This is a genomic window from Snodgrassella sp., assembly GCF_024103505.1.
GTDB lineage: Bacteria > Pseudomonadota > Gammaproteobacteria > Burkholderiales > Neisseriaceae > Snodgrassella > Snodgrassella communis.
In genome coordinates, this window is sequence record NZ_JAGGIJ010000013.1 from 1 (window position 1) to 20642 (window position 20642).

18 protein-coding genes are annotated in these 20642 nt (G+C 43.6%); 9 read left to right on the plus strand and 9 right to left on the minus strand.

Going from position 1 to position 20642, the window contains the following annotated elements; genetic code table 11:
* Nucleotides 1–2368, minus strand: a 2368-nt coding sequence (locus J6578_RS09965) for an autotransporter outer membrane beta-barrel domain-containing protein (protein ID WP_287954557.1), incomplete at its 3' end; no start/stop codon positions are given.
* A gap of 1044 nt (nucleotides 2369–3412) precedes the next feature.
* On the opposite strand from J6578_RS09965, the gene lysS reads away from it, so the two are divergent.
* Nucleotides 3413–4936 (plus strand): lysine--tRNA ligase, encoded by a 1524-nt coding sequence (gene lysS, locus J6578_RS09970; protein WP_093093730.1) that lies wholly within the window; start codon nucleotides 3413–3415, stop codon nucleotides 4934–4936.
* Nucleotides 4937–5000: 64 nt separating this feature from the next.
* Here the strand turns inward: lysS and J6578_RS09975 are convergent, their stop codons facing one another.
* Complete coding sequence (locus J6578_RS09975; RefSeq protein ID WP_287954558.1) at nucleotides 5001–5462, minus strand: FxsA family protein; 462 nt, start codon at nucleotides 5460–5462, stop codon at nucleotides 5001–5003.
* A 237-nt stretch (nucleotides 5463–5699) separates the two neighbouring features.
* On the opposite strand from J6578_RS09975, the gene J6578_RS09980 reads away from it, so the two are divergent.
* From J6578_RS09980 to J6578_RS09990, 3 genes are all read left to right on the plus strand, one after another.
* Nucleotides 5700–6410 (plus strand): peptidoglycan DD-metalloendopeptidase family protein, encoded by a 711-nt coding sequence (locus tag J6578_RS09980; RefSeq protein ID WP_287954559.1) that lies wholly within the window; start codon nucleotides 5700–5702, stop codon nucleotides 6408–6410.
* 106 nt (nucleotides 6411–6516) lie between these two features.
* Entirely contained in the window at nucleotides 6517–7311 is a 795-nt protein-coding gene (gene rsmA, locus J6578_RS09985; protein WP_239366827.1) for a 16S rRNA (adenine(1518)-N(6)/adenine(1519)-N(6))-dimethyltransferase RsmA, read from the plus strand.
* 29 nt (nucleotides 7312–7340) lie between these two features.
* Nucleotides 7341–8069 carry an amino acid ABC transporter ATP-binding protein gene (locus tag J6578_RS09990; protein ID WP_093093771.1) on the plus strand — a complete coding sequence of 243 codons (729 nt, stop codon included), beginning with the start codon at nucleotides 7341–7343 and terminating at the stop codon, nucleotides 8067–8069.
* Nucleotides 8070–8261: 192 nt separating this feature from the next.
* On the opposite strand, the gene metF is transcribed toward J6578_RS09990, so the two are convergent.
* The 7 genes from metF to def all read right to left on the minus strand — a co-directional run bounded on the left by metF (nucleotide 8262) and on the right by def (nucleotide 15963).
* Complete coding sequence (metF, locus tag J6578_RS09995) at nucleotides 8262–9095, minus strand: methylenetetrahydrofolate reductase [NAD(P)H] (protein ID WP_239428526.1); 834 nt, start codon at nucleotides 9093–9095, stop codon at nucleotides 8262–8264.
* Nucleotides 9096–9252: 157 nt separating this feature from the next.
* On the minus strand, nucleotides 9253–10533 hold the full coding sequence (locus J6578_RS10000; RefSeq protein WP_093093740.1) for a sigma-54-dependent transcriptional regulator: 1281 nt from the start codon (nucleotides 10531–10533) through the stop codon (nucleotides 9253–9255).
* Nucleotides 10520–12622, minus strand: coding sequence for a sensor histidine kinase (locus J6578_RS10005; protein WP_239428527.1), 2103 nt, complete (start codon nucleotides 12620–12622; stop codon nucleotides 10520–10522). The genes J6578_RS10000 and J6578_RS10005 overlap by 14 nt, the downstream gene beginning before the upstream one ends.
* Before the next feature lie 5 nt (nucleotides 12623–12627).
* Nucleotides 12628–13224 carry a DUF4390 domain-containing protein gene (locus tag J6578_RS10010; protein ID WP_093093744.1) on the minus strand — a complete coding sequence of 199 codons (597 nt, stop codon included), beginning with the start codon at nucleotides 13222–13224 and terminating at the stop codon, nucleotides 12628–12630.
* Nucleotides 13190–14443, minus strand: a complete 1254-nt coding sequence (rsmB, locus tag J6578_RS10015) for a 16S rRNA (cytosine(967)-C(5))-methyltransferase RsmB (RefSeq protein WP_239366833.1) — start codon at nucleotides 14441–14443, stop codon at nucleotides 13190–13192. Before rsmB ends, J6578_RS10010 begins: the two co-directional genes overlap by 35 nt.
* A complete protein-coding gene (gene fmt / locus J6578_RS10020; protein WP_239428528.1) occupies nucleotides 14440–15381 on the minus strand; it encodes a methionyl-tRNA formyltransferase in 942 nt (313 codons plus the stop codon). The genes rsmB and fmt overlap by 4 nt, the downstream gene beginning before the upstream one ends.
* 78 nt (nucleotides 15382–15459) lie before the next feature.
* Complete coding sequence (def, locus tag J6578_RS10025; protein WP_093093750.1) at nucleotides 15460–15963, minus strand: peptide deformylase; 504 nt, start codon at nucleotides 15961–15963, stop codon at nucleotides 15460–15462.
* A gap of 157 nt (nucleotides 15964–16120) precedes the next feature.
* Between def and J6578_RS10030 the strand changes: the two genes are divergently transcribed.
* The 5 genes from J6578_RS10030 (at nucleotide 16121) to J6578_RS10050 (ending at nucleotide 20615) form a co-directional block, all read left to right on the plus strand.
* Entirely contained in the window at nucleotides 16121–17338 is a 1218-nt protein-coding gene (locus tag J6578_RS10030) for a LysM peptidoglycan-binding domain-containing protein (protein ID WP_239366839.1), read from the plus strand.
* Between the two features lie 886 nt (nucleotides 17339–18224).
* A complete protein-coding gene (locus J6578_RS10035) occupies nucleotides 18225–18971 on the plus strand; it encodes an MtnX-like HAD-IB family phosphatase (RefSeq protein WP_239366842.1) in 747 nt (248 codons plus the stop codon).
* 24 nt (nucleotides 18972–18995) lie between these two features.
* Complete coding sequence (locus tag J6578_RS10040) at nucleotides 18996–19820, plus strand: alpha/beta hydrolase (protein ID WP_287954563.1); 825 nt, start codon at nucleotides 18996–18998, stop codon at nucleotides 19818–19820.
* Nucleotides 19821–19851: 31 nt separating this feature from the next.
* Nucleotides 19852–20208: a DMT family transporter gene (locus tag J6578_RS10045; RefSeq protein ID WP_093093758.1), complete on the plus strand. Its 357-nt coding sequence runs from the start codon at nucleotides 19852–19854 to the stop codon at nucleotides 20206–20208.
* The gene (locus J6578_RS10050; RefSeq protein ID WP_100139534.1) at nucleotides 20208–20615 is read left to right on the plus strand and encodes a DMT family transporter; all 408 of its coding nucleotides are present in this window, start codon (nucleotides 20208–20210) and stop codon (nucleotides 20613–20615) included. Before J6578_RS10045 ends, J6578_RS10050 begins: the two co-directional genes overlap by 1 nt.
* The last annotated feature ends 27 nt before the right edge of the window (nucleotides 20616–20642 follow it).

Consider the following 20642-nt stretch of genomic DNA (forward strand, 5'->3'; position numbering starts at 1 on the left):
GGTTGTTCGGGTTGTTCGGGTTGTTCGGGTTGTTCGGGTTGTTCGGGTTGTTCGGGTTGTTCGGGTTGTTCGGATTATTTGGATCGTCTGGTTTAGCTAGTTGGGAGCGTAAATACCAGTTGCTGTTTTGACCGGTAATATTGCCTTTATACAAATGATATTCGTACGCACCTGCATCAATATGATCGTTTTGCAGATTAAAGGCATTATTGGAGCTATTACCAGTGATATTGATAATTTCTATACCATCGGTGGTACCGGTATCAGCGCCAAGTCCTCCAATATTATTTATTCGCACCGCGGTTTGGCCGGAAGCGTTACCATTGATAAACAATTTATCGGTTATGCTGTTGTTATCCTGTGATATGGTATCAAGGGTAATTGTGCCATTGTTACCGATATAGTTGCCATTGATGATTAAGTGGTTACCTGCCTGGTTATTGCTTAAGCTTAAATTTCCGGAATTGGTGATATTGCCATTTATTGTGGCCTCATGCAGGGGCGAGGTGAAATTTAATGTTGCAGCAGGGGCGATATTGAGGTTGTTGGTATTTAAGTCACCAGTCAGGGTGAGGGTGCTTTGTTGTAGGAGGTTGATATTTTCCCAGTTGCGGATGGCAATATTTCCGGTTGTGCCATTACTGGTAGATGAACCAGTCAGTGACTGGCCGATGTTGAGTGTGTCAATCATGCCGTCACTCTCGCTGGTGTCATCGCCGCCATCTAGTATGGTAATGGCTGATGTATCTGCTTTGCTATTGATGTTTAAGGTATCGCTGCCATTGCCCAGAATAATTGAACCGCTTACTTTGGCGCCATTGTTGATGGTGATAATGGAGTTGTCATCTGCGTCACGAATCGCTGTGCCTGAGGTGGCTTCGACGTTGGCACCACTATTCAGTGTGATTGTTGTGGTGGTTCCGGAGCTGCCGCTGGTATAAATACCTGCACCTGTGCCGCCGGTCACTTTTCCTGTTACGGTAACGGTGTTATTTCCATGCGGGGTGCGGTTGAGTACATCAATGCCGTCTAATGCGCCGGTAATGGAGCCATTGGTCTGATTGACGCTGATATTTGCTGCTGTTTGGTTATTTTCTGCGTGGATGCCATATTGGTGCTGGCCTTGTATGGTGCCAGCGGTGGTGATTGAGGCTGAACCGGAGCCATTATTGATGATGTATATACCGTTCAGTTCGGCGTTGATATTGTTTGCGTTGATGGTTAGGTTTCCAGCTGTATTTAAGTTTTGTGCAAATATACCGGTGCCATTGGCAGCGATAATATCGTTACTGACAGTTATGGAGGTAATGCCTGTTCCGTTGTTGGTGGTATATATGCCGTTCATTTTGGCGTTTATGTTATCTGTTTTGATAATGAGGTCTTTGGTATTGTTTTTATTCTCAATATGAATGGCATCGCTGTTGGTTGCAGTTATGTTGCCTTTGGCTGTTATTGTGGTGGAACCGGTACCTTCATTAGTTGCATAGATTCCGCTTTGGGAACCCTGTACATTATGTGTGTTGATGGTTAGATCTTTACCATGATTGAATGCGTATATGCCATTTTGATTGGTTGCGGTTATGTTGCCTTCTGCTGTTACTGTTGTTGAACCTGTGCCGAAGTTTGCGGCGTATATACCATTATTTTTACCGTTTATGTTTTTGGTATGGATGGTTAGGTCTGTTGTGGCGGGGTCGTTCTCTGCATAGATGGCATCACTATTGGCGGAGGAGATATCACCATTGATGATGATAGAGGTGGCACCGGTACCGCTATTTTTCAGGTAAATGCCATTTTGGTTGGCATTGATGGTTCCGGTAGTAATGGTCAGGTCTGTGGCGTTATTGTTATTTTGTGCATAGATGCCATTGCTGCCGCTGGAGGTGATGTCTGCTGTGGTGATAGATGTCGCACTGGTACCAGAGTTAACTGCGTAGATTGCGTTTGTTTGGCTGTTAATGTTTTGGGTGTTGAGGGTGAGATTTGTGCCGGCATTGTTTACGGAAATGCCAAAACTATTGGGCATTGTCATGTCTGCGGTTGTGGTTATTGATATGGCTGCTTTTTCTGAGTTGTTAAGTGAATATATGTTTTTTATATTTGTATTTTTTACGGTCACATTCAGATCGCCTGCTTCGGCATTATTTATGATGGTTAGTGAATTATTTAATGGGTTGTCGCTGGTAGAAATGTTTACTGGATCTGTGTTGTCGTTTGCAATATAGCCATCCTGATTGGTGGTGTTGCCGCTGTATGTTGATGAGGATGGGGTTGTTTCTTGGGTAAGACAATTTTGATTAGAAGGTGAGTTAAGGCAGTTGGCGTAGGCTTCGCTGGTGTTGAAAGCGATTATGCCGATAATTGTCATGAGTTGAACCAATGTTTTTTTTCTGAAATCTGGTTTTGGTATGGACGCAGTCATATTTGTTTTTGTTCTGATCTGCTGTGTTGGGTGGTAAGTTTTGTTCATTTGAATTTCCTGATTGGGTATGCTGAAGTTATGCTGTCGGAAAAATAGCTATGTGATATCGATCAATGTAAATGTTTATAAAATAAATTTGCTTGGTTTATTCGACTACAAAGCTGGTTGTTAGTCAAAATGTAATTATTTGAATTATTTTAAGAAACTTTTGTTTTTATTAAGCTGAGTTTTGGGGTGTTATTTTTGGTGGGTTTTAGTCTGTAAGTTTTTGTATGATTTAATTAGACGATTGCTGAATGAGTTTATGTTATTTATAAACGTACGCACGCTGAGTTGATTTGGTGGAAATAAGGTAATTTAATTTTGGTTTATTTTTTTAGTAATTTTTTACTTAATTTGTAGTGGTATAGACGCAGCTATTTGTTTTTTATTTATATTGGGTGGGTAATGGTTGCTGTGGCTGTGTTATCAGGCGATGGGTATATTGCAGGGTGTTTGGTTTTTTATTCTGCCAAATTTTTGTGATGGGGCGGTAATCTGTCGCTAATGTTGCTGATTTGAAATAAGGTTACTGATATAGGTTGTTTGTTAAGCTGTTTTTTTGTTGTGCTGGAGCTATGGTTAATGAGGTGTGTGTTTTTTGGGGTTGGAGGTGTGCAGGCAGTTTTTAGTTTGTTTGTTCTGTTTGATTTTTTTTATGATTAATAATTTAAGTAAGGATATATAACTTGATTTGGTTATGTGTGTGGCTTAGTTGTTAAAAGAAGGTTGGTATTTATTTGGTAATTATTTGTTGTGTGGTTTTTTGTGGATATCGGGTGATGTTGTTTGGTTATTATATAAGATAAGAAGCAGATGGTTTGCGTGTTAAAATGGATATTTTCGATTAGAATAAGTAGTTATTTTCTGGTTGGTTAATGTCGCAGCTGGGTTGATGTTTTTGTCTGGTGACCACAGGAAAGAACTGAATGTTATGGTATAGGAATATATATGAGTGAACAGCATAATGCGCCGGTTGGTGGCGCACATGAAGAGCAACTGGATGAAAATCAGATTATGGCAAACCGTCGCGATAAGTTGACGGCGATTCGTACGCAGGGGATTGCGTTTCCGAATGATTTTAAGCGTGATGCTTTTGCCGGTGATCTGCATGAGCAGTATGAGCAGTTTGATAAAGATGTTCTGGCTGAAAAGGCTATCCCAGTGAAGGTTGCAGGTCGTATTATGCTGAAGCGTCATATGGGTAAGGCCAGTTTTGCCACGATTCAGGATTTGACTGGACGTATCCAGCTATATATTAATAATCAGGGTGTGGGTGAACAGGCACATGATGCATTCAAGCACTGGGATCTGGGTGATATTGTTGGTGCTGAGGGTGAACTGATGAAGACCAATCACGGTGAGCTGACAGTACGGGTTTCAACTCTTCGTCTGCTTACTAAATCGTTGCGCCCGTTACCGGATAAGTTCCATGGATTGGCTGATCAGGAGCAGAAATACCGGCAGCGTTATGTGGATTTAATTACTAATGAGCAGACGCGGGATACTTTTGTAAAACGCAGCCGGATTATTCAGGCGGTTCGTAATGTGATGGTAAGCGAGCGCTATCTGGAAGTGGAGACGCCGATGATGCACCCTATTCCGGGCGGAGCAACAGCCAAACCATTTGTAACGCATCATAATGCGCTGGATATGGATTTGTTTTTACGGGTGGCACCTGAGCTTTATCTGAAACGGCTGGTTGTGGGAGGGCTGGAAAGGGTATTTGAGATTAACCGCAATTTTCGCAATGAGGGTATGAGTACGCGCCATAATCCGGAATTTACGATGATGGAATTCTATGAAGCCTATGGTGATTACCAGCGTATGATGGATATGACGGAGCAGGTTATTCGTGCAGCAGCCATTGCAGCTACGGGAAGTGCGGTAGTAAGCTATAACGGTAGGGAAGTGGATTTAAGCCAGCCGTTTGCGCGGATGACTATTGTGGAAGCAATTAAACATTTTAATCCACAGTATGCTGATGAGCAGCTTGCGGATGATGTATGGCTGAAATCTGAAATTAAAAAGCTGGGTGGAACTTTACCTGTGGCGCAGGGGCTAGGCAGTTTACAACTGGCACTGTTTGAGGAATGTGCTGAGGCTCAGTTATGGCAACCGACATTTATTGTCGACTATCCGGTAGAGGTATCGCCATTGGCACGTGCTTCTGATACTAAACCGGGTCTAACTGAACGTTTTGAGCTGTTTGTGGTAGGACGTGAACTGGCTAATGGTTATTCGGAGTTAAATGACCCTGAAGATCAGGCCGCACGCTTTAGAGAGCAGGTGGCACAGCTGGATGCAGGTGATGATGAGGCAATGCATTATGATGCAGATTATATTCGAGCCATGGAATATGGCTTACCGCCAACCGGTGGATGTGGTATTGGGATGGATCGCTTGGTAATGCTGCTGACGGATGCTCAGACCATACGTGATGTGATTCTGTTTCCACAAATGCGTTTGGAGTAACGAAGTATAGTGAAGAAAAGCCGCCGGATGTATTCCGTGCGGCTTTTGTTTTTTACTAATCTGTTTATCTGGGCGGAAGGTGTTGTTGTCTGTTGGGATGATGGGATTGTCCGTTATTGTTTTCTACGGTGAATTCGCCTTCGATAATATCGTTTTGGTCTGGTTGCGGTGTGTGGAAAAAAGAATTGCTGCCGGTGCTGGCTAAGGGTTTACCGCTGAATGGTAGCAGTAGCAGAGCCGCGAATAAATCAGATACGAAACCGGGGCTAATAAGCATGATGGCTGCCAGTACATAACGAAGAGGCCATAATAACTGGTAGAGCGATACGTTGCTGCCGGTGCGAATAGTCGCTACGGCAAGAAATAAGCCGGACAAACCGATATTGCGCAGCATAAATACGCCACAGGCAATAGACAGTATGATAAGAAGCAGTGTCCAGCCACCACCAATTAGATTGCTCATCAGAATAATGGAGATGACTTCCAGTGCTGCCAGTATCAATAATGCCCAACTCATATATCGCATGTGAGTCTCCCTTTTTAGCTATAACATTTTTTTATAGATGGTTGCAGGATGGAGGAATTCAATATGTCGGGCTACAAAATGGCTATCGGTATTGCTTGGCAATGTGATCAGTTGGCTGACGTATATAAGGGAAAAGCTATGTTAATATTGACTACAGGGTAAATAAACCAGTTATGCTATGCGGATTATTGCTGGGGTTGTGATAGATTAATGATACTAGAATGGAAATTGTACGGGATGTTGCGACAACTTGGTATTTGTTTAATCTCATGCATGGGGCTGTTACTGGGCGGATGTCAGAGTAATACTGTAGCTGAGGCACCGGTAATGAGTGGTAGTGCACACAATGGTTTTTACCGTGTGCAGCGTGGAGATACTTTATACCGGATTGGTTTACGCTTCAATCAGAATGTGAATACGCTGGTACGCTGGAATAATCTGGCTAATGCTAATGCAATTGAGGTGGGACAGCTGATTCGTGTGCGCAAGCCGGCATCAGCCTCAGGCCGACCGACGGGAGTAAAACCACCATCCGGACGCGTTGCACGTGAGTCTGAAGTAGTGACGACTGGTACGGCTGCGCCTGATATCCGTTTACAATGGCCGGTACGCGGGACGGTGATTAGTAGGTTTAATGGCCAGACGCAAAAGGGGATTGATATTGCTGGTAGTCGTGGTACACCGGTTAAGGCTGCCGCTGCGGGTACGGTGCAGTATGCTGGCGATGAGTTGCGCGGATATGGTAAGTTGGTACTGATTAAACACAGTAATAGTACGATGACCGCTTATGCATATAATGACTCGCTGAAAGTACGCAATGGGCAGAGTGTGCAGATGGGGCAGACGATTGCGACGATGGGTGATAGTGGTACTACCGGCGTAAAACTGCATTTTGAGGTAAGGGTGAATAGTCGAGCGGTTAATCCTTTGCGCTATTTGTCTGATTAAATACTGACTGGTGTCGGTGGGATTGGTCAATGGGTAGAGGCCGGTTAAACCGGAAGTTGATGGAGGTTGTTTTATTTTATAATAGGGCAAATTTGAAGGAAGTGATATGAAAGAACATCGTGCCCGTAAACGCTTTGGCCAGAATTTCCTGCAGGATAAAAGTATTATTCAGGATATTGTGCGTGCAGTGCGTCCACAGCCAGAGGATACTGTGCTTGAGATTGGCCCAGGACTGGCAGCTATTACTGCACCTCTAGCGGCTATGGTTGATCAGTTGCATGTGATTGAGATTGACCGTGATATTGTGGCACGTTTGCGTACTTTACCATTTGCATCTAAATTGGTTATTCATGAAGGTGATGTGTTGCAGTTTGATTTTGCCAGTGTGCCCGGCCGAAAAAAAATTGTGGGTAATTTACCTTATAATATATCTACGCCGTTGCTATTTCGCTTTGGTAAGTATGCTGATGATATTGTGGATATGCATTTTATGCTGCAAAAAGAAGTGGTTGAGCGAATGGTGGCAGTTGCGGGTAGTAATGATTATGGCCGTTTGAGTGTCATGTTGCAGTATTTTTTTGAAATGGAAAGTTTACTTGATGTGCCACCACAGGCATTTAACCCTGCGCCGAAAGTTGATTCGGCGGTGGTACGGATGATTCCACAGCATGGTCGTATTGGAATTGCGCAGGATTTTGCTCATTTTGCTGCTTTGGTCAAACAAGCTTTTCAGCAGCGGCGTAAAACCATTCATAATAATCTGAAAGAATGGGTGGATGATGCTGCATTAATGGCGGTGGGGATTGATCCGGGCTGCCGACCGGAGCGGATTCCGCCAGAGCTTTATGTTGGGTTAAGTAATTATTTGTTGCAGAATGGTGCGTCTGTCTGGATAGGTTGATGCAGACAGTTTTTGGATGTGGGGAGTACATGATTGAATTTAAAAATGTCCACAAGTGGTTTAAGGACTTACATGTTATTAATGGGGTAAATCTGACTGTTAGTCAGGGTGAAGTGGTGGTTGTGTGTGGTCCGTCTGGCAGTGGTAAATCTACGCTGATTCGTACTGTAAATCAGTTGGAAAAAATTCAGCAGGGTGAAATCTGGGTAGACGGTATGAATGTCGCTGATCCGAAAACTGACTTAAATCGGGTGCGTACTGAGGTTGGATTTGTGTTCCAGCATTTCAATCTGTATCCACATCTCACTGTTTTGGAAAATATTATTTTGTCACCGATGAGGGTGAAAAAACAAAGTCGTGCAGAAGCTGAAGAGAAGGCACAAGAGCTTCTGGCTAAAGTGGGGCTTGCGCATAAGTGTGATGCTTTCCCGCAGCAGTTATCTGGCGGGCAGCAGCAGCGGGTAGCGATTGCACGCGGTCTGGCTATGGAGCCGCGGGTAATGCTGTTTGATGAACCTACTTCTGCCTTAGATCCGGAGATGATTGGTGAAGTGCTAAAGGTGATGAAAGATTTGGCACTCAGTGGTATGACGATGATGGTGGTAACGCATGAGATGGCTTTTGCCCGTGAAGTTGCTGATCGTGTGGTATTTATTGATCATGGAGAAGTTGTTGAAGAGGCCGAACCAGAAGAGTTTTTCCTGCGGCCGCAGCATGAACGTGCTCAACAGTTTTTGAATCAGTTGTTAACACATTAGCGTTATTTGTTACTTTTAGCTGGCTGGGGGGCAGATAACTGCCAGACAGTTTACGATAGATTATCCGTATAGCCCTTGTCATTAATGTGACAGGGGCTTTTTGTTTATATGGAATTTTAGATAATAAATAAATTAGGATGGATATTCTTTAAGTTGGATAGTTTGGTCTGGTATTCTTAATATTTATCTGAATCAGTAACCTAGACGCTGACAGATGGTGGAGACCAATCCCGCCTGATTGAGGGTATAAAAATGCAGGCTGGGCGCACCCTGTTGTAGTAAGTTGTCGCACATTTCGGTTACGACATCCAGCCCCAATGCTTTGATTGATGCAGTATCGTCGGCGTAGGATTGAAGTTTGAGACGTAACCAGCGTGGAATTTCTGCACCACAGGTCTCAGAAAAACGTGCTAATTTGGAGAAGCTGGCAATAGGCATGATGCCAGGAATAATGGGAATATTCACTCCTCGGCTCTGCACTTCATCTACAAACCAGAAGTAGCTGTCTGCATTGAAAAAATATTGGGTAATTGCCGAGTCGGCACCGGCTTGACATTTACGTACAAAATGGTTGATATCATCTTCCGCACTGCGGGATTGTGGGTGAAATTCGGGATAAGCGGCGATTTCTATATGAAACCAGTTACCGAATTCCTGACGAATGAGTCCAACCAATTCATTTGCATAGCGTAAGCCCTGATGTCCGAAGCCCACGCCAGAAGGAATATCGCCACGTAAGGCTACAATATGGCGAATGCCCATGTCTTTGTAGGTTTGAAGTAGGCTGATCATTTCTTCACGGCTGGCACCAATACAAGCCAGATGAGGCGCGGCAGCCACACCATCATTCAAGATATCGGTAATAGTTTGCAGTGTTCCGGCGCGGGTGGTGCCACCTGCACCATAGGTACATGAAAAATATTCAGGTTGATATTGGCTTAGTTGTTTGCGGGTAATGGCAAGTTTACGCCGGCCTTCTTCAGTACGCGGTGGAAAAAATTCAAAACTCAGCGAAGTAAAACTCATGATTGAACAGCCTATCCAATAGTTATGGTTAGATAGCTAACCTTAACGTTTCAGGCATGTCCAATCAATGTTTTATTGAATATATTTGTTTGAAAAATCCGCCGGTTATTATGAGCAAAATTAATAATAATATTTCTGGCAGATTTTTCTATGCTATTTAACAGGATTTGTTTTCAGCCTGACGTCTTGAAAACTGGATACCAAGCTGTTTTAATTTGCGATACAGATGGGTTCGCTCTAAGCCTACTTTCTGAGCTACTTTACTCATGTTATGGCCTTCCTGAGCAATATGGTATTCGAAATAGCGCCTTTCCAGATCTTCACGTAATTCACGCAGAGGCAGGTCAAAATTAAAGCCAGTCATGATTTCATGTGGCTGATTATATTTGAACTGGTTCAGGATAGTGCTGATGGCATTAACATCGATTTCATTATGTTCTGCTGTTAGCATCAGGCTTTTTACAACGCTACGCAATTGCTCGAGATTGCCCGGCCAGTCATACTGGCGCAGTTCATTGAGTGCTGCTGTGGTAAATTTTACCGGCGGAATTTTCTGACTTTCTGCCAGTTCGGTGGTAATTTGTTCTACCAGAAATACCATGTCATCCAGTTGTGAGCGTAATGGAGGAATGGAAACAATTAATGGTGAAAGGGTATTGAGTAGTTTGTTATCTTGTAGCGGATCGGTAATCATTTCCTTGATTGGCCGGCTACAAACACAGATGATGCGTACATTGTAGCGATCTGCTTTGGTGAGGATAAAGCCGATACTTTGCTGAGTGCTTTTACCATATTGAGCAATATCACCCAGATAGAGTATGCCATTGGCTGCTTTCTGCAATAGTTCAATGGGAGCGTCTACAATTTGTTCTATTTTTGATGGTTCTACCCAAGGGGTTGCGTTTTTATGGAATGAACGTGCTACCAGTTCAAAAGGGGAACCCAATTCTCCGGTCAATAATACTGGGGTGCTGAATTTGGCTATCCGCTCCAGATGTTGATTCAATTCTTTAATAGCTGGGCTATGTCCGAGTTTATCCAGTGACAGGTTGGAAGCCGCCTGCATCTGTCCGTATTTCAGGGCACGATCTACTGTACTGAGCAATTTTTGCAGGGAAATGGGTTTTTCTAGAAAATCCAAAGCACCGATTTTGGTTGCTTCTATTGCAGTATCAATACTGGCATGACCACTCATCATGACCACCGGCATGGTTAACTGGCCGGATTTTGCCCATTCTTTTAATAAGGTTATGCCATCACAATCTGGCATCCAGATGTCTAACAGTACCATGGCAGGACGAGTTTGCTGACGCAGTTGGCGGGCAGTATCGGCATTCTCGGCCGTGGTGACGGTATACCCTTCGTCTTGCAGAATTTCTGATAATAAGTCGCGGATTCCTACTTCATCGTCAACAATTAAAATATCACTGCTTCGCATTTCTATTCACCTGTAAGGGTAGGGTTATTTTGACACAAGCCAGTCCATTTTTCTGATTACTGATTTGGATCCGCCCGCCGTGTTCTTCAATGATTTTTTTTACTACCGGTAATCCCAGTCCGGTACCACCGGGTTTGTCTGTTACATAAGGATCAAATGCATGTAATAACATCTCCTGACTGAATGTTTTACCATTGTTGCTCACATAGAAAAGGATGTGTTCGTTATTTAGTTCGGTTAGTATGCTGACTTCGGGTGAGGAATCAGCTGTGGCTGCCTCCACTGCGTTTTTTAACAGATTATGAATAACCTGACGTAATGCACCACTGTCGGCATTAACATTCATTACTATCTTACTCAAATTAACCGCAAATGTACAATTACTACCTTCGTAAAGTACCAAAACCTCGCGTATTAATTCATTTAAATCGAGGTTGGTGAATTTTAGCGCTGGTGCGCGGGAATAATTGCGGAATGTTTCGACCATTTCTTTCATCGCAGCCACCTGTCGAATAATGGTATTGGTGGCACGATTGAGAATCTGGGCATCTGCTTCGTTGAGTTTGTCATGCAGTTTCCAAGCCAGTCGTTCAGCAGATAATTGAATAGGTGTCAGTGGGTTGCGTATTTCGTGTGCTAGCCGTTGCGCTACTTCACCCCATGCAGCTTCTTTTTGTGCGCTCACCAATGCAGTGACATCATCAAATACCAGTACTGTGCCTCCACCGCTATCTTCGGGTAGTGGAGTGGCTTTGCCAAGTAATATCAGGGTTTCATCTTTGTGATTGTAGGTGATTTGTGCCGGTTTATTCTGGTTTTCGGTGACGAGAATCTGCTGGAATACATCTGCCAGCATTGCAGTCTGTGGGTCTTGTTCGGACAACTGATTGATATTCTGCCCAAGGATCGGATTCAGATTCTGTCCGAGGATGTTTTCTGCCATCTGGTTAAATGTAATCAGGCATTTTTCTGGATTGAGTGTAACCACGCCGGTAGTCAGGCTGTTAAGAATATGTTCTAGATAATGTCTGGCCGCTTCCTGCTGCTCTCGTGAATGACGTAGTTGAACCGTCATGTGATTAAACAGGCCAGTTAGTTGACCCAGTTCGTCATTGCGATAGATGGTTTGCTGTATATCCAGATCACCTTTGGCTACTGCCCGGGCGCCATCTGCCAGTGACAGAATCGGTGCAACGAACTGGCGGGCAAATAACAGGGCGACCAGTAAGGCTAAAACGATTGCCAGCAAAGTAGCCATTAACAGGGTTGCCAGAAAAAAGGTTTGCAAACTCTTTTTAGTAAAACTCAGTTCACCATATTTGGCACGTGCCGCCTCAATCAGGGTAGCATCCTGCGCGACTTTGGCCGGAATGGGTTGACGGAAAAACAGGGCATTATCATGGGTTCGGCCTGGTAAAATCAGCCAGCCCTGAGCATAAAGAATGTTATTTATGTTTTCAATTTCACGCACTGAACCTGTGGTGTGTAAGTTTTGTATCTGATTATCGTTAAGTTCAGGGGTGGGAAGGTGCTGCGGATTATATTCGGCAACAAGCTGATTGTTGCTGAGATTGCGGATATTTAGCTGGCTGAATTGCTTGTTTTTATCATTACTTTCAAGAACTGGTAGAAGCGGTTCTTCCAGACTATTGGCGGCAATCAGGGCAATTTGGATATTCGCTGCTCGGCGGACACTGTTGTCCAGTTCGTAATCCAGAGCGGATTTACTCAGGCTGATACTGCGGTTAAGTGCTTCTTCAGTATCGTTACCAAACCATGAGTGAATGCTGTGTGAAATAAACTGAGCAGAAACGCCGAACAGGAATAGGCCAGGTAATACAGCCACCAGTGTAAACATAGCGGCAAGACGCATGGCAATTTTGGAACCGAATTCATGCCGGTGCCGGCTCTGCAATAATTTCCACCAGTAAGAACCAGCCATCAGAACCAGTGTAAGCACTAATAGTGAGGCAAAACCGAATGCAAACCAGAAATATTGCGACAAAACACTGGTATTACCGGTGGCGACGGCCAGAACATACAAGGTCACCACACAGAGTACCGTCATGACCAAGATTAGCCGTCTCATTATGATTAATCCGCGTTGATAACAAGACGATGCCAGCCGGAATCCAGCTGCCAGCTATGGGAAGTCAGTGCATTGATTTGAAATGGCTTTGGCAACTGACTGATACTTAGGCTCAGGCGTACATCTGCACGAACCTCTCCCGCAGATACACCACTGAGTGTGCCATTGCTGAGTACACGCCAGTTGGCCACAGCCCCAATGGCTCTAAGTGCGGTATCAAGACTGTTGTATTCAGTAGAAAAGGTCGATCCCATACTGACGCGATAGCGATTAGTAAGTGGATGAAAGGCTAGTTTGTACTGAATAAGATTATCACCAGCAATCAGGTTGTTAATCCGATTGCGATAGGATGCAAGTGTGGGGGAGGTGAGTTGGTAGTTTAGATCAAAATTTAATGGTACACCCTGTGTGAGTGCCTGTTTTAACTGATCGGGCAGCTGGGTATTAAAACGCGTATTGATGGAAAGCTGGCCATTGCTGGTTATATTAGCTTGAGCACGCGTAGTACTGATGCCCTCTGCCTTTACTATGGTAATGCTCAGGCAGAGAAGGCAGGCAAAAAGTAGACTAGATTTTATCGATAAGCGCGTAAAAAAATCCATCTTGTCTGCTGTTCGGTAACAATACACGTGATTGACGCTCGCAGGCATCCGCATGTCGGGTTAAAAAACGGGTTAGCTGTTGCTGATTCTCTTCCATGAAAATCGAACAGGTGGCCAAAAGTAGGCGACCGCCTGATTTTAGTGTTAGCCACAGGCTGTCCAGTAAAGCTTCCTGCTGTAGTGCGGTTTTTTGGCTATCTTGTGGCTGGCGCAGCCATTTGATGTCTGGATGGCGTTTTACCACACCTGAGGCAGTACATGGTACATCAGCCAGAATGGCATCAAAAGTGTTGTTATCATACCATAAGTGTAGCTCTTTTGCGTCAGCACAATGCAAGTGTGCTCGCTGTTGCAGACGTTGCAGATTATCTTGTACACGTTTCAGGCGCAAAGGATCAATATCCAGCGCGGTGACATCACAGTCTGCCCATTCGAGTATGTGGCCGGTTTTGCCACCGGGAGCAGCACAGGCATCAAGAATACGCTCACCATTTTGCGGATTAAGCATGGGGATAGCCTGCTGGGCACCAAAATCCTGTACCGATACGTGGCCGGCAGCGAAGTCTGGCAGTTTCTGTACAGCTATTGCCTGCTGTAGCATGATGCTGTGAGTATCCAGAATTTTGGCGGCAATGCCACTAGCTGTCAATTTTGTCAGATACTGTTCAGCATCTGTATAACGACGGTTGATCCGCAATGTCATAGGTGGATGTTGCGCCATGGCTGTGACCATGTTGTGCCAGTGCTGGGGGTAATGCTTTTTCAAGTAGTTTAACCACCAGTCAGGTAGGTTATAACGCGCCTCATCCTGTTTAAGTGCATGAGCTAATAGAGTTTCGCGTTCTCGTAAAAAGCGTCGTAACAAGGCGTTAATCAGTTTCTGGTAATGCCCACCTTGTAGCTGGCGTGCATAATTAACAGCTTCATTTACCACAGCATGCGCTGCATTGCGGGTAAAATGCAGTTGATATAAAGCAATGACGAGAAGATGGACAATTTCTACGGGGGGTAATGTTTTCGTCATTTGGTGCACAAGTTGTTGCAACAGACCTAAATGGCGCAGACTACCATGACTAAGATCCTGCAAAGCACCTTTATCCGCAACGGACAGTTCCGGATGCTGCTGCATGAGCTGAGCCAAAACTTCGCTGAGATTGCGTCCATTTAATACTTCACCAATGGCGTGAGCCGCCAGTTGCTGGACATGCGCCATACTCATGCATTGGTCTCCACTGATGTCAGTACGGTACCCTGCTGTAAAGTATTGCCGGTCTGAAATGCGGCAACAGGCATGGACTTGCTGCCAGCTTTCTGAATTTCCTCAATACTGAGCGCTCCACTACCACAAGCAATAATCAGTTCATGTTCGTTACTGTGCAACACTGTACCCGGCACTCCTGTATGCGAAGTAACTTGTGCACGCCAAATTTTAAGAGGTTTATCCTGCCAGATCGTCCAAGCGCCTGGTACCGGATTAAAAGCACGGATTTTGCGGGCTATTTCTATGGCGGGGCGTGTCCAGTCGATTTGTGCTTCAGCTTTGCTTAATTTATGAGCATAGGTTACGCCTGTTTCGCTTTGTGCAACGGGTTGTAATTGGTTGATTTGTTGTAAATCAGCAACAATTGCATTCGCCCCCAGATGCATCAGTGCATCATGCACTTCAGCTGCGGTTTCATCTGTACCGATAGTATAAATATGTTGGCTAATAACAGCACCAGTATCCAGACCGGCATCCATTTGCATAATACATACACCGGTTTTCTGATCGCCCGCTTCAATAGCGCGCTGTATCGGTGCGGCGCCACGCCAGCGCGGTAGCAGGGACGCATGAATATTCAGACAGCCATATCTGGGAATATCCAGCACTGCCTGCGGTAATAATAATCCATAAGCAGCTACGACCATTACATCAGCATTCTGCTCCCGTAACATTGCCTGCGCTTCAGTTGTTTTCAGTGTGGCTGGCTGGATAACTGTGAGCCCATGCGCCAATGCAGTTTTTTTAACTGCACTGGGTTGTAACTTCAATCCGCGACCAGAAGGGCGGTCTGGCTGGGTTAATACCAGCGGTACATCAAACCCAGCAGCAACAATAGCGTTAAGCGCTGCCGCAGCAAAATCGGGTGTTCCAGCAAAAATTACAGAAGGCTTCATGCAACAAATCCACAAAAGACAATATCACTATCAGAAGATGGTGATACAAATATTAAGGCTGATAACGGGTTGTGTTATTTACATTTTTTCGCGTGCGCGTTTTTTTAGTTTGGTTTTGATGCGATTCTGTTTCAATGGAGACAGATATTCAACAAATACTTTGCCGGCGAGATGATCCAATTCGTGCTGCACGCAGATAGCCAGCAGACCATCCGCTTCTAGTATGAATTTTTCACCATGTTCATCATATGCTTCAACAGTGATGCGTTCCGAGCGGTGCACTGTTTCATAGATACCGGGTACAGAAAGGCAGCCTTCTTCATATTCGGTATCGCCTTCTCTGGCGGTGATAACCGGATTAATGAATACTCGCAATTCGTTACGTTCTTCGGAGAGATCCATTACTACCACACGTTCATGAACATTAACCTGAGTTGCAGCCAGCCCAATACCGCGTGCTTCGTACATGGTTTCAGCCATATCCTGTACCAAAGTGCGAATTCTGTCATCAAATTGCGTCACAGATTGCGCAACAGTATGTAAACGCTCATCAGGATATTGTAAAATGTTTAGTAGAGCCATTGTGTGTTTAATTCCTTGTTCAATCTGACCTGATTACATGATGGCAATGTGGAATTTTTAAAGCTTGTTGATATAGATTCAGGTAAACTGGCATTAATATTCATACTATGTCATATAACAACCATTGAAAACAGTAATTTCCCTAAGGATACTTTACATGCATAAACATATTATAACCCTGCTATGTACGCTTGGTATGGCAATATCTGCACCTGTAATGGCCAAATTAAAATTACGTCCCGATGCACCAGCACAATATGTAGTGAAAAACGGCGATACTCTGTGGAGCATATCGGGTAAGTATCTTTACAGCCCATGGCAATGGCCGCAATTGTGGGGCTCTAATCGTGCTCAGATTCAGAATCCACAGAAAATCTATCCAGGGCAGGTTTTAAGCCTTCGTTATGTTGATGGTCAACCTCGCCTTGGTTTTGACGACAATGGTGGTATTCCAACCATTAAACTACAGCCAAAGGTGCGTAATATTTCTTCCGGTTATGGCATCAATACCGTTGATGTCGATTTTTACCGTATATTCATGCAACATCCACAGGTAATTGATAAAGAACAAACCAGAAAAGCACCACGTCTTATCGGCGGGCCTGAAAGTCGCATTATGTATACAACGGGTGATCGTGTATATGCTGATCGTCAGCTGGAGTCAGGGCGATATCTGGTATACCGGATTGAAAAAGATATTACCGATCCGGATACACATAAAAATCTGGGGCAGCTAGTACGCTTCAGTGGCGAGGTGGCAACACTGGCCGAACATAACAGTGCGCTGGCTGAACGCAGTCCAAGTGATGCTGCTAGCCTGCCTAAAGACGAGTATTACACGCGCGTGCACCCACTAGTGAAATTGCCTACCCAAACCGCACAGCCAATGGTTGTTACCAATGCTGCATCAGAATTAAATAAAGGTGATTATCTGTTAAAAATAACCGATGAACACGATTCGTTCCAGATGATGCCACATGCACCCAGTACTCAGGTAAAAGGCAAAATCGTTTCTGTTATGGACGGAGTTCAAGAGGCAGGAACCTACCAAACAATTACTCTGAACTTGGGTAGCGATGATGGAGTAGACAAAGGCACAGTAGTAAGTCTGTATAAGAAGAGTCATCAGCTTAAGGGCAGTATACCCGATGCTTCTAAAAAATCGCGTAGTGTACTTAAGTACCTGAGTATTCCTGCTGAAGAGGTTGGCATAGCGCTGATTTACCGCGTCAGTGATAAAATGTCGTCAGCTCTTATTATCAATGCGTCGCATTCTGTGAAAGTAGGGGATTTAGTGATGAATCCGGGGCACGATCTGGATGATGTGACTCAGGACTGGCGGCATGTGCCTAATTCACCAAGAGATGTGCATTAATTAAAAGTAATAATGGACAAATCATCGGCAACAAAATTTCATCAGAATGTTTAAATCATATATTGTTGATGAGTTAGTTTGAATGTAAAGTGCGGATTTATCCGCACTTTTCCTTTATGTACTTGCTAGTAATAAACAGTTAAACATGTATAGATAGTTAAGGCTGATCATGTTGATACCTATCCGAACGTTTCAATAACAGCTATGGTTGTAGAATCGATAGCAAAACAGGGGGCTTCAGGTAAGTAGGATAATTATGCTGTATACAATAATCAGTTTATCTTGCAAAAAAATCGCAGAGATGTATGCTTCAATAGTAGTGTAAAATCAAGCTAAATTAATTATTTATTTGATTATTGCTCTTGTGAAAATAACAATGGTTATTATTTTATCATTGCTTCTATATTCTACATTTCACAGGTGGGTCAATTATATAGCTTTAATTTCTGGCTGAAATGTTTTAAAATATACTGTTTATTTGACTAAATTTTTCAAGTATATCAGTTGTCTGAATAAGTGGGTATCTGTTGAGAATATGTTTGGTGCTATGGTCGCCGGTAAGTAATTTAAATTACTGCCGGATGGATACATGGGTGTAGTTATGAAAAGTATCCCTGTTTGTATCAATATATTGATTGAAATTAATTTATATTCAACATGAATGGATACAGAGTGGCTGATATATTTTGATAATTCCTTAGCCGTGGGTCGGTAAATCGCGGTTACTGCTAATTGCAGGTATGCGTAGTAATCGTGATTGGCAGAAAACTTAGTGCGTTGGTTATTTTTGCTGGCACATTAATGTATTCAATCATTTTCAATAATCCAGCTTTCCCCATATTAGAATGCCGGCCTATTTTCGTTTGTAATTTTTACTCAGGATAATATGAGTTGTTTCATTCCCATTGTTGAGAGCCAAGTTAATCATAACTCATTATTTTATGCTAACGAGTTGACGAAGTATACTGTACTTTGTGATTTTGATGGCACCATCAGTGAAAAAGATGTGACCGACACCTTACTTAGCCAATTCGGCAATGAAAAATGTGCCTTATTGGAGCAGCAATGGCTGGATGGCATTATTGGTTCGCGTGAATGCATGCGTCAGCAAATTGCTAATATGCAAGCTAGTCAGGCGGAATTAGATGGTGCGCTGGCACAAATCAGGATTGATCCTGCATTTGGCACATTTATTGATCTGGTGCGGGATACACATTTGAACGTGCATATTGTCAGCGATGGGCTGGACTATGCAATTCAGTCGATTTTGAAGCGATATAATATTGATTTCTTGCCTGTCTTCGCTAATCGCTTATTGCATGATCAGCAGCAGGGTTGGAAACTGGATTTTCCTTATGCCAATGAACACTGTCATAAGGCCAGTGGCAATTGTAAATGTCGACATCGGAGTCAGTTGATCGGTTTTCAGAAGATTTTTTATGTTGGCGATGGTACTTCGGATTTTTGTGTGGCGGATAAGGTAGATCTGGTCTTTGCTAAAGATAAATTAATTGATTTTTGTCAGCAAAAAGGTATTCGGCACTATCCAATTAAGGATTTTAATGACGTTGTGGCCATTTTGCCAGATCTGATTAAAGCTCCGGCTGAAAATTATTGCTCCTCTCCTGCATAAAGCTTCAATGGCTAATTTGAAATTATGATTCAAGATTCTTCCTATTTTTTACCCGGTAATCGCAATGGTGTGCTTCTGATTCACGGTTTAACTGGTACACCAAATGAGATGCGTATTTTAGCCAAAGGGCTGCATCAGGCCGGTTTTACCGTGTATGCAATGCAACTGGCGGGTCATTGTGGCGATGAAGCTGATTTGTGTCGAACCACTTGGCATGACTGGTATACCAGTGTGCAGGAAGCTGCGCAATTTCTACAGCAGCATGTTGATTGTCTGTTTGTGGCCGGATTATCAATGGGTGCGTTGCTGGCATTGAAACTGGCTGCTGACCAGCCAAAGTTGATAAAGGGCGTTGGCGTTTATGGCGTAACCTTTAATTATGATGGCTGGTCTATTCCATTCTGGGCAAAACAGTTTTTTGGCTTGTTACCCTTGTTGAAGAAATTTCATTTATTCCAGAAAACCTCTTTTATTGAGAAACCACCATACGGACTGAAAGATGAACGTATCCGAGCATCTGTTGCTGCCAGTATGTTCAGTGGCGACAGTGCCAGTGCCGGTTTGGCTGGTAATCCATTCCCGGCTCTGGCGGAAATGCAGACACTCGCTAAACAAATACGGCGGCAACTGCCACAGGTAACTGCACCCTGTCTGATTATGCATTCTGGTCACGATGATATTGCCAATATCAATACCAATGCTCGTCTGGTAGAAAAGCAGGTTAGTGGAGCGACTCGGTTTGTGGTACTGGATAATAGTTATCATTTGATTACCATTGATCGGCAGCGACGCGAAGTCATCAACCAGTCAGTTGCCTTTTTTGAAAATATTGCTAGTCAACTTAAGTGAATACTCATCATATAGCAGAAAGAAATATTGTATGACTCTGATTGTATTCATTTTGTGGTTTGCCAACATCTGTTTTGATACGCTTGGACAAACTGCGTTTAAATATGCAGCCATAGCACCGAATAACCGCAATGGTTGGTATTACTGGGTAGATTTATTCAGCAATTACTGGTTATGGATTGGTATCGGTTCTTATGTCGCTGAATTTTTGCTGTGGCTGGCGTTTTTAAGTCAGGTACCCTTGTCGCAGGGTATTTTACTGGGATCAATTAACATTATTGTACTGATGCTGGTTGGACGGATTCTGTTTCAGGAAAAACTGACTCGTTTTCGGCTGATAGGCATGTTTTGTATTACCATCGGAGTAGTATTGGTTGGAGCGTCATAATGCGTAAATTTTATTTAATCGGTTTTGCGCTCTTATTATTGTTCGATACTCTAGGGCAAAGCAGTTTTAAATTAACGGCTATTCATGCTCAGCCACTCGAAGCCAGTCTGGAATGGATTATCCGGGTATTCACACAGCCATGGGTTTATATTGCTATAGCAGGGTATATTGGAGCATTTTTTACTTGGATGGTATTACTTAAGAAAGCGCCAGTTGGCCCAGCATTTGCTGCTTCGCATTTGGAAGTGGTGACAGTAATGCTGGTCTCAGCTTTTCTATTTCATGAGCACATTACTGCTACCCGTATTATGGGTGCAGTATTCATCGTAGCTGGCATCATCTTTTTGGCCTTAGCAGAAAAAGAAATCATCCAAACTGAACACAGCAAAGATGATGAAGCGTGTTAAATTTTCAAGGTTTAAATTTAAGTGCCA

What these genes read in the sequence shown, in the direction of transcription:
- J6578_RS09975 (WP_287954558.1), bottom strand. Translation starts at nt 5,462, where the DNA reads ATGCGATATATGAGTTGGGCATTATTGATACTGGCAGCACTGGAAGTC.
- J6578_RS10040 (WP_287954563.1), top strand. Translation starts at nt 18,996, where the DNA reads ATGATTCAAGATTCTTCCTATTTTTTACCCGGTAATCGCAATGGTGTG.
- J6578_RS10050 (WP_100139534.1), top strand. Translation starts at nt 20,208, where the DNA reads ATGCGTAAATTTTATTTAATCGGTTTTGCGCTCTTATTATTGTTCGAT.
- J6578_RS10010 (WP_093093744.1), bottom strand. Translation starts at nt 13,224, where the DNA reads ATGGATTTTTTTACGCGCTTATCGATAAAATCTAGTCTACTTTTTGCC.
- fmt (WP_239428528.1), bottom strand. Translation starts at nt 15,381, where the DNA reads ATGAAGCCTTCTGTAATTTTTGCTGGAACACCCGATTTTGCTGCGGCA.
- J6578_RS09980 (WP_287954559.1), top strand. Translation starts at nt 5,700, where the DNA reads ATGTTGCGACAACTTGGTATTTGTTTAATCTCATGCATGGGGCTGTTA.
- J6578_RS09990 (WP_093093771.1), top strand. Translation starts at nt 7,341, where the DNA reads ATGATTGAATTTAAAAATGTCCACAAGTGGTTTAAGGACTTACATGTT.
- rsmA (WP_239366827.1), top strand. Translation starts at nt 6,517, where the DNA reads ATGAAAGAACATCGTGCCCGTAAACGCTTTGGCCAGAATTTCCTGCAG.
- rsmB (WP_239366833.1), bottom strand. Translation starts at nt 14,443, where the DNA reads ATGAGTATGGCGCATGTCCAGCAACTGGCGGCTCACGCCATTGGTGAA.
- J6578_RS10005 (WP_239428527.1), bottom strand. Translation starts at nt 12,622, where the DNA reads ATGAGACGGCTAATCTTGGTCATGACGGTACTCTGTGTGGTGACCTTG.
- def (WP_093093750.1), bottom strand. Translation starts at nt 15,963, where the DNA reads ATGGCTCTACTAAACATTTTACAATATCCTGATGAGCGTTTACATACT.
- lysS (WP_093093730.1), top strand. Translation starts at nt 3,413, where the DNA reads ATGAGTGAACAGCATAATGCGCCGGTTGGTGGCGCACATGAAGAGCAA.
- J6578_RS10030 (WP_239366839.1), top strand. Translation starts at nt 16,121, where the DNA reads ATGCATAAACATATTATAACCCTGCTATGTACGCTTGGTATGGCAATA.
- J6578_RS10035 (WP_239366842.1), top strand. Translation starts at nt 18,225, where the DNA reads ATGAGTTGTTTCATTCCCATTGTTGAGAGCCAAGTTAATCATAACTCA.
- J6578_RS10000 (WP_093093740.1), bottom strand. Translation starts at nt 10,533, where the DNA reads ATGCGAAGCAGTGATATTTTAATTGTTGACGATGAAGTAGGAATCCGC.
- metF (WP_239428526.1), bottom strand. Translation starts at nt 9,095, where the DNA reads ATGAGTTTTACTTCGCTGAGTTTTGAATTTTTTCCACCGCGTACTGAA.
- J6578_RS10045 (WP_093093758.1), top strand. Translation starts at nt 19,852, where the DNA reads ATGACTCTGATTGTATTCATTTTGTGGTTTGCCAACATCTGTTTTGAT.